This window comes from Flavobacterium chungangense LMG 26729, assembly GCF_000735715.2.
GTDB lineage: Bacteria > Bacteroidota > Bacteroidia > Flavobacteriales > Flavobacteriaceae > Flavobacterium > Flavobacterium chungangense.
Map to the genome: position 1 here is coordinate 27,284 of NZ_JASY01000014.1, position 15,142 is coordinate 42,425.

General features: G+C 36.5%; 6 protein-coding genes. All 6 read left to right on the forward strand.

Annotated features, from left to right (window positions below; genetic code table 11):
• Positions 1 to 354: 354 nt before the first annotated feature.
• The 6 genes from JE46_RS18795 (at position 355) to JE46_RS18820 (ending at position 15,007) form a co-directional block, all read left to right on the forward strand.
• Positions 355 to 4,647, forward strand: a complete 4,293-nt coding sequence (locus JE46_RS18795; protein WP_031456826.1) for a hybrid sensor histidine kinase/response regulator transcription factor — start codon at positions 355 to 357, stop codon at positions 4,645 to 4,647.
• 857 nt (positions 4,648 to 5,504) lie between these two features.
• On the forward strand, positions 5,505 to 6,320 hold the full coding sequence (locus JE46_RS18800) for a hypothetical protein (RefSeq protein ID WP_051872928.1): 816 nt from the start codon (positions 5,505 to 5,507) through the stop codon (positions 6,318 to 6,320).
• An 82-nt stretch (positions 6,321 to 6,402) separates the two neighbouring features.
• Positions 6,403 to 9,612 carry a SusC/RagA family TonB-linked outer membrane protein gene (locus tag JE46_RS18805; protein ID WP_236010640.1) on the forward strand — a complete coding sequence of 1,070 codons (3,210 nt, stop codon included), beginning with the start codon at positions 6,403 to 6,405 and terminating at the stop codon, positions 9,610 to 9,612.
• A gap of 20 nt (positions 9,613 to 9,632) precedes the next feature.
• Entirely contained in the window at positions 9,633 to 11,522 is a 1,890-nt protein-coding gene (locus tag JE46_RS18810; protein ID WP_031456828.1) for a RagB/SusD family nutrient uptake outer membrane protein, read from the forward strand.
• An 11-nt stretch (positions 11,523 to 11,533) separates the two neighbouring features.
• Positions 11,534 to 13,183, forward strand: coding sequence for a DUF5123 domain-containing protein (locus tag JE46_RS18815; RefSeq protein ID WP_031456829.1), 1,650 nt, complete (start codon positions 11,534 to 11,536; stop codon positions 13,181 to 13,183).
• A 174-nt stretch (positions 13,184 to 13,357) separates the two neighbouring features.
• Positions 13,358 to 15,007: a glycoside hydrolase family 43 protein gene (locus JE46_RS18820; RefSeq protein ID WP_031456830.1), complete on the forward strand. Its 1,650-nt coding sequence runs from the start codon at positions 13,358 to 13,360 to the stop codon at positions 15,005 to 15,007.
• The last annotated feature ends 135 nt before the right edge of the window (positions 15,008 to 15,142 follow it).

Below are 15,142 nucleotides of genomic sequence, written 5' to 3' on the forward strand. Positions count from 1 at the left end.
GGAATTCTCTTGAAAGTTTTTGGTTTATAGTTAGTGGGGTAATTATTTTATAAATTTCGAAAATTTTGAACAATCAATTACTTTTCTTTCGCAAAATTAGATGTTTATATTTTTTGGCTTGGGATAAATTACTATTTAAGGGACGTTATAAAGCTCATTGTTAAAATTTAATAATTTGTTTTACTATATCGAGTAGGTACAAATTACTATTTAAAGGGTGGTATTTGGCTACTGACAGGGTGAATCTTAGGTTGGGAAAAGAATTTTGATATTTTTGTGCATTACGTAATAAAAAGATAAATGCTGAAACGAAACATAATTATAGTTTTTTTCTGTTTGATTTGTGGTCTTTGTATGTCACAGCCATCGGGTATTCTTACTCATTTTTCGCATGATCTGAAGTTAAGTCAGTCGCGTATCCTTGATATACAGCAGGACAAAAAGGGATTTATCTGGCTTGGTACTTTCAATGGTTTAATACGTTATGACGGGAATACTTTTCAGAAATTTAAGGCAGAACAAAACAATACCATGAATTTATTATCGAACAGGGTTGCTAAATTTAAGTTTGATAAAAACGGGCGTATATGGATTCAGTCTGAAAAAAATGATATTTATTATTTTGATACGCATCAATTAAATTTTCATTACCCTGTTGAAGGAAAATCTGTTATATCTTCTGATAATGTTTTTCAAAAATTTAAAGTTATGCCTTCCGGAAGAGTGTGGTTGTTTCCTGAAAAGAAAAACTATCTGACAGTTTTCGAAACGAATAAGAAAATTCGAAAAATTCCTTTAGACCCTTCTAAACATTGTGGTAAAGTCCATGATGTTTTTGAAGATAGATTGGGAACAACCTGGATTTTGACAGATAACGGTATTTGCAGACTAAAAAAGCTGGGTACAGGGCCCGAATATTTTTTTGTAAATATGAAAGGACAGTCCGGAAAGTCTTATTCGTTTATTTCTTTCATGGAAACCAAAGAGGATATATGGTTTGGAGGAGCCCGTGGAAAGCTTACGCGCTTTACTAAAAAATCAAGTACTTTTTTTGATTTTGAGCTGGGGATTAACGAAGATATTATTAATGAAGAAAGTGTGGGCGAAAGCAAAGTATTGCTAATAACACGCAGCAATGGCTTTTATATTTATGATACAAAAACGGGCAAACTGGATGTTTACAATAGTAAAACATTGGCAGGTTTTCCTGATAAGAATGTTAATTATTTAGGATCAAGCCATTCGCGTCAGTTTTGGTTTGAGGGTGCAGGAGCAGGTGTGTATCAATTTGATTTGGTTACCCGAAAACTAAGACATATGAAAGTTGATTCAGCTGATCCGGCCTCTGCCGGTATCGAAAGAAAAAGTTTTCTGCTTAATTCACCGGACGGAAAGGTCTGGATTCAGTCACACAGTGAACCATTTGCTTATTGGGACGAAAAAAACAACAAATTATCCTCGATTATCCAATCTATTAAAGAATCAAAAGAAACAGTGTCTGATGTGATGCATAAGGCAATGTTCGACAAATTAGGAAACCTCTGGTTTTGTTCCTTCAAGCAGGGATTAGATCTGATCACTTTTAATAACAGTAATTTTTCAATATTAAATCTCAATTCATCGAATAACGGTCATAAACATAATGTTCGTAGTCTGATGACAGATAAAAGCGGTAATATTTGGGCCGCAAGCCGTACTGAAAAAATCACCTTGTTTGATGCGAAAAAAAACAAGATAGGTGTATTAGCATCTGACGGACAATTGTCTCAGGCAGGTCCGGGATGGGGAGCAGATATTTACAGCATGATGCAGGATACCAAAAACAAGGTGTGGATTGGAACCCGTGGAAATGGATTATTTTGTTTAGCCCCTACAGGACAGCTTTTTAACTACAAAGTGACTCATTATAAATATGATGAAAATAATAAATACAGCATTAGTTCAAATGATATTTATAAAATTTTTCAGGCGTCATCAGGTCAGATTTATATAGCTACCTGGGGAGGAGGAATCAATCTCATTCGTCAGTCAAATGATGAATTCCGTTTTATTAATTACAGGAACGAACTAAAAAACTTTCCGATAAAAACAGCTGATAAAGTTCGTTCTATAGTTGAAAATAAAAAGCATGAATTATTTTTTATTTCATCCCATAAATTATTCTCTTTTTCCGGAGAAAATAAACCCGCAGAAAAACTGCAGTTTAAAGAATATCGTCAGGTTTCAGGCAACGATATTTTAGATGTTCTAATAACCCATGACAATAAGGTAGCGCTTGCAACCAATGGCAATGGATTGATTTTGAATGATTTGTATAAAAAGGAGCAATTGAATATTAAGTCAGTTTGGAACGAGAGTACTGCTTTTCCTGTTGAAGGAGTAGTGGCAATGCAAGAGGATAAAGTTGGGAATATTTGGTTAATGAGTGACAACCAGTTGGTTAGATTTGATTCCAAGAAAAATACTGCCGAAACGTTTCCTGAACTGAAATCACTTATTGGTACAGAAATATTTTCAGAAGCAACAAAATGCCGCCTTGCAAATGGTGAAATTGCAGTAGGGTATTCAAACGGAGTTATTTATTTCAGACCTGAAGCTATTAAAGCCTTCAATTTCAAGCCTTACCTGGCAATATCCGGTTTTTTGGTTAATAATAAAGAACTACATGAAATAAATCCTGATACGCCTAAAAATCCTGATTTACTGGAAGAAGTTACGCTGCAACACGATCAGAATTTTTTCAGAGTACAAATTTCCGCCTTGGATTACATTAAAAGCGAGAGTATTGTGTATCGCTACAAACTCGAAGGAGTTGATAAGCAATGGAATTATCTTAAAGGGGGGCAATCCATTAATTATACGAATTTGGGAAGGGGAAATTATACCCTTTTGATATCCTCTACAAATGGTCATAATCTATGGGCAGATAATCAGAGGCAGATTAAAATTACGATTCGGCCTTCTGTTTGGGGAACTAATTTGGCTTATTTCTGTTATCTGGTATTGGCTATTGGTTTATTTTTAGTGGTTAATCGTGCGATCCTGACCATATTAAAACTGAGAAGTGATGTAAAATTGCAGAAACAAATGGGGGAATTAAAATTAAAATTCTTTACTGATATTTCGCATGAAATCCGGACTCCTCTTACCATGATCACGGCACCTTTGGAGGTAATGCTTACCGATGATGATATTAAAGATTCTGTAAAAGGCCAGCTTCGAATTATTGAAAAAAACAGCAATAAGTTATTGAATCTGGTAAATCAGATTTTAGATTTAAGAAGAATTCAGGACAGGAAACTTGCAGTTAGTGAGATAGATTTAGGAGTGTTTGCAACTAAAATAAGTGAAAATTTTAGTGAAATGAGTATTCAGCGTAACATACAATTGGAGGTAAATATTAGTGATTCAAAACCAGTTGTTTGGGCTGATCCGGATAGTCTTGATAAGATTTTGGTTAATCTGCTTTCAAATGCGTTTAAATATTGTCGAAAAGGAGATTTGGTTCAGGTATATGTGGAAGAATCTGAAAAAGAAGTTTTTCTAAAAGTGATGGATAACGGACCGGGGATTAGTCCGATACTTCAAAAACGATTGTTTATACGTTTTTCAAACTACAATGAAAATCCCTATAACCCAAGCACTGGAATAGGGCTTTCTATTGTCAGGGATTTGGCAGATAAACACGGAGCAGGTGTTTTAGTAGACAGTACTCCTGGTAGAGGAAGCTGTTTTCAAATTAGTTTCTTAAAAGGATATAAACATTTTAATGAGGATGTGGATATTATATTTGAGGAATCCGAATCTGATGAGCATTTTGTTAATGATCACAAATTTGAAGAGGAGTCCATTTTGGAGACATTTGATGAAGAGGAAGAACAAAATCCTGTAGGTTTGATTGTAGAAGACGATCCTGAATTAAGAGCCTTTATTGTTTCTGTTTTAGAAAAAGAGTATACTATTTATGTAGCAGAAAATGGAGGAGAGGGGCATTTAAAAGCTGCAGAATTATCTCCTGATTTTATCATCAGTGATATCATGATGCCACAAATGGATGGGATAGAAATGCTTAAATTGATTCGAAACAACCTTGCGACAAGTCACATTCCGATAATTCTGCTTAGTGCAAAAACAGCAATTGAAAGTAAATTGGACGGAATGGAATACGGCGCTGATGATTATATAACCAAACCCTTCAATGTAAGTCTTTTAAAAGCAAGGGTAAAAAATATTTTAGAACAGCGTCAACGCCTTCAACAGTTATATTCTACGGGTACAATTCCTGAAATTTCTGAAAAAGAGCCATTGCAAATTTCTACAAAGGATCATAAATTCATGTTACAGGTAATAAATCTGGTAAAGGAAAACATGTCTAAATCAGATTTTTCAGTTGATGAATTAGGTAAATTGATGTGCATGTCGCGTGCCAGTTTCTTTAATAAACTTAAAAGTATTACAGGAGTTTCGCCGGTAGTATTTATTCGCGATATGCGTTTGAATGAAGCAGCCGAACTTATTAAAAAAGAAGATTTGCTGATCAAGGAAATTTGTTTTGAAGTTGGTTTTAATGATCTGAAATATTTCGGAAAGTGTTTTAGGGCAAAATTTAATTATACACCGGCTGAATACCGTCGCTTGAATCGCTGATAAATAATATAAAATGCAGAAATAGTTTAAAGCCTGAATTCGATTATTGAATAATTTGTTATCTATTGGATATCCTGCAAGGTTTTTTCAACCTTGTAGGTATGCATACTGATGATAAGATACCTACAAGGTCTCCAAAAAGACCTTGCAGGAACATAACTGATATAATTTATTTGCAAACAAGTTCTGTGCTGTATTAATCGAACTCAGATTTAAAGGAAAATTTTTGCACTTACCATTTTTAAAATGCAGAAGTTTTCTTTTTTATTTATAGTGTTTGTTTTAAATACTAATTGACTATTATCCGCAAAAAGGATCTTACAAAATCTATCAATTGCCTCCTGCTTCAGCTGGAGGTAAATAAATTTCAAAGGTTATTGGCTTTAGCCAAATGAAACTGCTACGTTATTTTTGCTAAAGCCTTTACTACATCAAATCATAATCCTCCAGCTGAAGCAGGAGGCAATTCAAAATCTTCTTACTAAAGAACTCGGGTTTGTAAAATTTATTAAAGCTTCAAACTTTGTTTTTAGCTAAATACAATGCGAGTTTGTTTTTTATTAGCGGTTATTTTTTAGTACAATGTAAAAAATATCCTAATTAATTGACTAATCATCAATTATTACTACTCGAATTAGTGATTTCACCCTCCTCGAAAAGCAATATTTACACCATTTTCCAGCTCGCTATCTCTAGTTTTGCTGCATAAACCAAAAGTCTTTAACTAATTTTTAACTAACTATTAATAACCAAAACTTATGAAAACAAACCAGACTCTCATTCTATTATTAACTGGCGTATTGGTCTCAACAGACGAATATTTAGCAGATAAACAGTTTCAATTAAAATAATAGGATATGAAAAACATAAAAAAACTAATACTCGGAGTAGGCGTATTTCTTTTTATCATGACTTCCTGCTCTAGTGATGAAATGAAATACGAGCCCTCTGTTGTGAGAGATTATGCACTTCAGCTGAATGGTAATCCGTGGAATATAAATGTAGGTATATCGACAAGACCTATTTTTATTTATAAAGATAACGGTGATTATTTTGGCAACTACAGTTCGCTTTATCGTTTTGCCCTTGAAAAAGGAAGTTACAAGTTTATTGCATCTGATATTCCGGTAGAAATGGTTCCGTTACCGGTTAATCTAAATGATTTTGTTGTTCCTCAGTCAGTCAATGCTGATCAAAAAGTAAATTTATCGGCAGTGGTTCCTTATGGAACACCATTTGAGGAAAAGCTTACCATGAACATTCTTACCAGAACAGGGACATTACGCCTGAAGTCAAAAGACATCGTAGCCGATCCAGGTTATGCTGTCATAAAAACTACTGTTTCTGTAAAACGTAACGGATACAAAGTCTCCGATGAAACCTTTGTAAAAGGAGATATGACCGTTTCCAGATCAAAGAAAACAACCACAGGAGGAATTAACTACTTAGATGATTTTATTGTATTTCAGACTGATGAAGCAGCGAATAATGTTACGATTCGTATTGAATTTATGACAGCCGATTTGGTTGTAGTAAAAACAAAAGAAATTGAAGGCTCTTTTCCAATTTTAGGAAACGGTGTTACTAATATCGATTTTAATCTTAATGATCCCGATACACCAATCATTAAAGATTATGTAGTGACCATTAATGGAGTTGTACAGACCAGATAAATAAAATTCAATGATGAACAGATTTGAAAACAAATCTAAATCAAAATAAAATATAGTAGTTATGATGATAAAAAAACATATCATGAGCACGTTAATCGTCTTGTTTTTTGCGATTGGCGGTTATGCTCAGGAAACTGTGACCGGGGTGGTGAGAGATAAAATGGGCTCGATTCCTGGCGCAACAATTATTGTAAAGAATGAAAAATCAAATACCACCAGTGATTTTGACGGAAAATTTTCCATCAAAGTAACGAACCCTAAAACGGCTGTTTTGGTGGTTAAATTTATTGGTATGGAAGATATAACGGTGCCTTTAAATGGGCGCACCTCCGGAATTGACATCGAGATGAAGGAATCGACCAGTGAATTGAATGAAGTAGTGGTAATTGGTTACGGTACGCAAAAACGTGCAAACCTGACCGGTGCCGTATCCAGTATCAAAGGAACAGTATTAGAAAAAGTTCCAACCAGTAACGTAGCAGAAGCGCTGGTAGGTAAATTGCCGGGTGTTCAGATTACTTCGGCAGATGGTTCTCCTGGTTCCGAGATAATGATACGGGTTCGTGGAGGAGGTTCTATTACTCAGGACAATGCACCTTTAATTTTGGTTGATGGGTTTGAGGTTGCTACCTTAAATGATATTCCGCCAACAGACATCGAATCGGTAGAGGTATTAAAAGATGCTGCATCTACTGCTATCTATGGTGCCCGTGGTGCTAACGGGGTTATCTTGGTTACTACAAAAAATCCTAAAGCAGGAAGGGTTTCAGTGAATATAAACAGTTATATGCAAATAAAAACCTTAGCGAACCGTCTGGATGTAATGGATCCGTATGAATATGTTATGATGCAATATGAGTATGAAAAAGGAAGATCCTCAAATCCGACTGCTTTTTACAATCGTTATGGACAGGCGAATGAAATGTATATTTATAAAGGTGATCATGGAGTAGACTGGCAGGACGAAATTTTTGGTACTAACCCGATTACTAAATACCTTGATTTTAGTATGAATGGAGGTAATAAAAAAACCAAATTCAAGTTTTCGCTAACCAATCAGGATCAGCCCGGAGTATTAATAGGAACTGGTTTAAAGCAGACCAACATGAACCTAACGCTTAATACAAAACTGTCTGATAAATTTACTTTCGAATTCCAGTCCCGCTTTATAAACAAGAAAATTGAAGGAGCAGGTACAGAAGGGGTTAATTTGCTTACTGCACTGCGTCAGGCACCAACACTGGGTTTACAGGATTATATGACATTGCCTGATGATGATACTTATTTTGATCCGGAAGATTATGAACCTGTTCCGCGTTTCAATCCGATACAGGAAGCCGAAAGAAATTATCGGGAGCGTACCGCACGTACATTCAATACAGTGGGGGCATTGACCTGGAATTTAATGAAAGGATTGACTTTTCGCAGCTCATTCGGTTTTGAATACCAGTATGAAGAAGACGGCCGTTTTTGGGGCTTAAAGACCGGTACTGCAAATGCTAATGGAGGTCTGCCGGTAGTGGGCTGGCAAATGACTCAAAGTCCTCGTACACAATTGAACAATGTATTAAATTATAGCTTCAAAATCAATAATGTTCATGATTTTCAAACTATGGTGGGGCAGGAAATGAAGGATCAGAGGAGTGCCAGTAAAACTTATTACACGGGTTATTTCCCTGAAAGTATAACAGCAGAGAAAGCATTGGATAATCTTGCCCTAGGAAAAGGTTATAATAACTCATCAAAAGAAGGTTCGCCTAATAAAATTTCATCATTCTTCGGTCGTGTAAATTACGGTTATGACGACAGATACCTTGCAACATTTACAATTCGTGCAGACGGTTCCACAAAGTTCGGTCCTGCAAATCGCTGGGGAGTATTTCCAGCCGGAGCATTTGCATGGAGAATATCAAATGAAAAATTCTTAAAAGAGAGTACAACCGTTTCAAATTTAAAATTACGTTTAAGTTACGGAGTTTCGGGTAATGATAGAATTGATGGCGATTTGTACGCCAAATATTATGGTGTTTCACAAGACAGATCAGTAGGCTGGGGAGAGGAGAGTCATTACTACTATAACTTTTATAATCCGAGCGGTAAGAGTGTAACGTATTTAAACAATCCTAACGTGAAATGGGAGACAACTTATACTGCCAATATAGGTGTTGATTTCGGCTTTTTTAAAGAACGTCTAACCGGTAATATCGAATTTTACCAAAACACGGTAAAAGATTTGTTAGTGCCTTCTGATATTCCCGGATCATCAGGTTTTAGTAAAATTATGACCAATGTGGGACAGACATCCAACAAAGGGGTTGAATTTGCAATTAATGCCAATCTGATTCAGAAAAAAGATTTTCATCTGGATGTAAATTTCAATATTGGATATAATAAAAATAAAATTGACGCACTTTCAACCGGAGAGAGTGAATGGATCCTTAGTTCAGGATGGGCAGGAACACAATTGTTAAATGATGACGATTATCGTGCTTATGTAGGCGGTACAAAAGGGTTGATTTATGGTTTTGTTAATGATGGTTTTTACACCATGGATGATTTCGACTCATTTGACCCATTAACAAAAACATGGAAACTGAAAGAAGGTGTGGCAAACTCCAAAAACCTGTCAGGTGATCCGCGTCCGGGAAATGCTAAATTTAAAAAACTGACACCTGTTGATGCATCAGATTCAAATACGTATGTAATTGGTGCGAATGACAGAAAAGTGATTGGGGATACAAACCCAAAATATTCAGGAGGTTTTGGACTGAATGCAGTATGGAAAAATTTTGATTTCTCTACTTTTTTCAACTTTGTATATGGGTTTGATGTTTTCAACGCAAACAAAGTTATGATGACTTCATGGTATCAAAACAACCAAAACAACTTAGGAATGGAAGTGTCGATGGATAACCGTTGGCGTAACTTTGATGATATGGGGAATGATCTTCGTTACTCTCCGGCACTTTTGGCAGATTTCAATAAAAATGCCACTATGTGGAGCCCAACATCAATCGGTCGTCCTATTGCTTCGTCTTATGCCGTTGAAGATGGTTCTTTTTTACGATTAAACACACTTTCTATAGGATATACAATTCCAATAGACGTATCCAAAAAATTAATATTTAACAGAGTTCGTTTGTATGTAACCGGTACTAATTTATATGTCTGGACGAATTACTCAGGCTATGATCCGGAAGTTAATCTGTCAACAGGATTGACACCTAACATTGATTACAATGCATATCCAAGGACAAGAAACTACACTTTAGGAGCTCAGTTATCATTTTAATTAAATCAAAATTTAAAATTATGAATAAAAAGATATTATTAAGTATGCTATTTAGTTTCGCACTGTGCTTTACAGCTTGTGATGATTATCTAGACGTACAGCCGGCAACCGGTTTTACCGGAGATGAAGTTTTTAGTTCTGAAAGTGAAATACAATCTGCACTTGCAGGGGTATATACACTTATGCTGACTGATGATACGTATTCTAATCGTCTTGCCTTTGTTTTTAATCCGAATACAGATGTAGAGATGGCAGCGGTAAGCACTACTGCAGTTAATGTTAACGGCTCTGATATTGCCTGTTTTGAACCGAAACCGTATTGGACAACCCTTAATTCTACCTGGAATGCCATGTACAAGATTATCAATGCTGCGAATGATGTTATTGAAGGAATTGAAGGTTCTGATCTTTATAAAACAGCCAGCAAAACTGAGCCTTCAAAAATTACGCAAATGTATGGAGAAGCTAAAACAATCCGTGCCATGATATATTTAGATATGATCCGAATCTGGGGAGACGTTGTGTTTCGTACTAAATCATCAACAGGTGATGAGGATTTTAGAGTAGGAGTTACAGACAGAAATAAAATTCTTGAATTTCTAATAGACGATTTAAAATCGGTAGAGCCATTAATGCAATATGCAAGCGTAGTAGAGTATGGTACAGAACGTGCATCAAGAAGCTTCAATCAGGGTTTGATTGGTTTGCTTGCCCTTACACGCGGAGGATGGACTTTACGCCCGGATAGTGATGCAGCCAGTATTGGTCATATGGTTCGTGGGGAAAATCATGAATTGTATTATGATATTGCCATTCAGTATTTAGGAAAAGTAATTAATGAAGGACAGCATGACCTCAAATTAAGTTATCGCAATTTTTGGATTACGCAAAACAATTGGGTAACTCCGGTTAATGATGATGTAATGTTTTCATTGCCATTATTGAAATCTATCTCAGGCGAATATGGCTATGCTATTGGTATTCCAATTATAGAAGGAACTCACCCTTACGGAAGCGCTTCCGGAAGTCTCAATTTAGCAGGAACCTATTTGTACTCGTTTGACAGTAAAGATTTGAGACGTGATCTTACCTGCGCACCTTACTCGTATGATGCCAATTTAAAACAGGTAATTCGTCTGGATTTAGCTAAGCTGGCTGTTGGAAAATGGTCAAAACTTTACTCAGCCCCACAAGGAGGTACAAGTACTAAAGGAACAGGTATCAACTACTCCTGGATGCGATTTGCAGATGTACTGTTGATGTATGCTGAAGCGGTAAACGAACGATTTGGTCCTCGTCAGGATGCTCAGGAATGTTTAAAACGAGTGCGCCGCAGAGCATTCAGTCAGGCAGACTGGGGAGCAAAAGTAGATAGCTATGTTTCCTCAAAATCAAATCCGGATCTGTTTTTTCAGGCAATTATGGATGAACGTGCCTGGGAACTTGGCGGAGAAAGCAAGCGTAAATTTGACTTAGCCCGTTGGAATAAATACAGTGAAGTAATTTACAATCAATATAACAAATTCGTGAACTGGGGCAAAGTAGCCAATGGAGCGTATGTTCCGGGTGTTGACAATGTTCCGGGAAGCGTTTACTGGAAAGAGATTCCGGACCCAATTAATGCAGGCAGAATAATTTTAGATATAAAAGGAATTGATCCGGTTTTACAAGCCAAACCCGCAGGTTATACAGAAACGACTTTTGCCACAAAATGGTATGCCTTAAATAACGATACGCAGGCTTATGAACCAAACAACGAGGTTAAGTGGAGTTTTAGAGGTTTCATAAACTTCAATAACGCTTCAACTAAATCTCCAAATGACCCATTGCGTTATTTATGTCCTTATCCTTCAAAAGTGATTTCAGATCATCGTGGGGCTATTCAGAATTATTATGGTTTTAACTATTAATTGAATTACATATGAAAAATTCAAAAAGAGCTATTTATATTTTATCATTCCTCAGCATGATTTTGTTTGGAGGAATGCTAAACTCCTGCCAGCAAGACGATTTTGCTTATGCTAAGGTTGGAGATTTGTTTCAGCCAAAGTTTGTACTTACTGCTCCTGTGGTTAAAAGTAATTCTATTGCAGTAGTATGGTACAAAGTAAATGATGCTGTTTCCTATACGGTAGAATTGCATTTAGATAATTACTACTCCAGTTTATTCAAATCGTATACTATTACAGATACGCAAATTTTAATGGATGATATACCATATAAAACGCAGTTCTATATAAGGGTTCGCGCTAATAGTGATGACGCTAAATTTAATTCGCAATGGGCTTATACAAATGCTTTGACAGAAGATCGCCCGACTTATGCTCAAATATTGAAACCTGTAGAGAAAGTAAATATTACTGAAACTGAAGTGACCGTAAGCTGGACAATCGATGCGGCTAATCCAGTCGACAGTATTTCAGTAGCACCGGCACAGTCTAAGGAAATTCCGGCTATAGGACGTAAATTGACTCAGGCAGAAATAAGTCTTGGACAGGCTAAAATTGAAGGTCTTGAAAAAAGTACAGCCTACAATGTAAATGTTTACGACAATAATAAGCCACGTGTTTATGACAGACCATACAATCAGGAAAGTTTCCGTTCAGCAGGACCATCACCAGGACAGATTTTGGTTATGAAAGGGGATGATTTAGATGCATTATTGAAAAAAAACAATACTGACGCTACAATTCCGGAAGGAACAGTATATTTCCTTGAAGCAGGGTCGTTATTCAAGATTACACCATTTACGATTTCAAAAGGTTTTAAACTTAAAGGTGGTACAGAAGGAGCAAAACCTCAAATTGAGATGAACGGAAACTGGAATATTACTGAAGGATCATTTTTAACCTCATTAGAGTTTGAAAACATTCGTTTTTATCAGACTATTGATGCCAGTTATTTCTTTAATAGCGGAACTTCATGGAAAATTGGAGAGGTTATCATTTACAACTGCGACTTTAATAATTTTAAACGCGGTTTCTGGAGACATCAGGGAAGCGGAAAATACAAAGAAGTAGGAAGCTTTAAGATGGAATATTGTACTCTGGATGAAGTAGGAGGTCATTCAGGAACCTATGGTACCTTTGTTTTGGGTTCTGCCGGAGCTGACAATTTTAAAGAAGCTATTTTCAAAAATTGTACTTTTATGAGAGACTATTATGGGACAACCAATAATACGTACAATTTTAAAAACCTGTTCGATTATGGTACCTCTACTTATCCAATTTATTTAGAATACGACCATGTGTCTATTTATGATTATGCTTATAACCGAGGGTTGATTAATCTCCCGGCAGCTGTAGGGTCTACTTTGGTTTTCAAAAATGTATTATTAGCCTCAGCTTGTGGTAAAGTTATCCAGTCAATTGCTGCAGGCAGTACAACTTCATTCAGTAATAATTATACCACTACAAATTATCTGCTGGGACCTTCGAGTATTCAGGGTACCGCATTAGGAATAAGTGCTCAGGACTTATTCGTAAATCCAAAAGCAGGAGATTTAACAATCAAAGATTCAAATTCTCCAATTGTTACAAACAAAGTGGGCGATCTTAGATGGCTTCCTTAATACCTGCTGGTTAATTGTTTAGTTAAAAAAAGAAGTATCCTAACCCCGGATACTTCTTTTTCCTACCATGTTTTTTCTAATGCTGAGACCTCAGACATTTTAGTCCGGAGATAATCAGTGCCTGTTATTATAAATGTTTTTTAGTAAAAACATGTTGATTAAATACTTTTTAAAATGAAATTAAAACAATTAGTACTGTCCATAGGTCTGACAGTTTATGGATTAGGAGCAAATGCTCAGGGATGGAATGGCGATTTAGGAAACGGAAAGTACAAAAACCCTATTTTACATGTGGATTATTCAGATCCGGATGTATGTGCGGGCAAAGACGGTTATTATATGACTGCTTCCAGCTTTAACAGTTCACCGGGACTTCCGATTCTGCATTCAAATGATCTGGTAAACTGGGAATTAATTGGATACGCATTACAAAATCAATTTCCTGTAGAACATTATCGCACGGTACGTCATGGCGATGGTGTCTGGGCACCTTCAATTCGTTATCACAATGGCGAATATTATATTTATTGGGGTGATCCTGATTTCGGAATTTATATGGTTAAAACCAAAGACCCGGCAGGGACTTGGGATGAGCCGATATTGGTAAAAGAAGCAAAAGGAATCATCGATACCTGTCCGTTTTGGGATGAAGATGGAAAAGCATATCTGTCTTATGCATTTGCAGGTAGCCGTGCAGCTGTAAAGACTGTTTTAATGTTGTCAGAACTTGCGCCAGATGGAGCCAAATTAATTGGTAATCCGGCGATGGTCTTTGACGGACATAATGGTCATACCACTGTTGAAGGTTCTAAAATGTACAAGAGAGATGGCTATTATTGGGTAATGGCTCCTGCCGGAGGTGTAAAACCGGGATGGCAACTGGCTATGCGTTCTAAAAATGTCTGGGGACCTTATGAATCTAAAATCGTATTGCACCAAGGAGATACAAAAATGAACGGCCCACATCAGGGAGGATATGTTGAAACGCCAAACGGAGACGGATGGTTTATACACTTTCAGGATCGTTGGGCATATGGGCGAGTTGTCAATCTGCAGCCTGTTACCTGGAAAGACGGCTGGCCAATAATGGGAAAAGATTCTAATAATGATGGCATTGGAGAACCGGTTATGGAATACACAAAGCCAAATGTGGGCAAAAATTTTCCCGCAACTCCTTTGGTTTCTTCGGATGAATTCAACGGACATCAATTGGGACTGCAATGGCAGTGGCAGGCCAATCAAAACCCCGGACAACAATGGGGATGGTCATCTGCCAATCTCGGATTTATGCGTTTAAATTGTATTCCTCGTGACGAAACTATAAAAACTATGTGGATGATGCCTAATCAATTATTACAAAAATTACCTGGTGCAAACTTTACAGCCACCTCAAAACTCACTTTTGAGAACAATCCAGATGCAAAACAATGCAGTACCGGGCTAATTCTTTTTGGTGAAGATTATGCGTACATCGCTATTGAACAAGATGTTGAAGGTAAACTCAAATTAGTACAGCGATTAATGAATGACGCCCGTACTTCTAAGAATACTGAGACAGAAGTAGCGTCAATACCCATCGATCAAAAAACAATTTATTTCCGTACTAAGGTCGAAATGGTACAAAACAAAGAGCCTTTTGACTCAAAAGCGGCTTTTTATTACAGTACTGATGGAAAGACATTCAAAGCATTTGGCAAACCTTTTAAACTTGTTGCAGGCCGTTGGGTAGGAGCAAAAATAGGATTGTTTGCAACAGGAACGAAACTTATTAGTGACAGCAGTTATGCCGATTACGATTGGTTTAGAGTAGAAGAAAATAAGTAATATAAAAATAAAAAGTTGTCAGGCTGAGCGGAGTCGAAGCCCTTTCCGTTTAAAACTCTTCGACTTAGTTTATCCTGAGCGAAGCCGAATGGGCTCAGGATGACATTGATTTCTAAAAGTATAAATATACTTTAC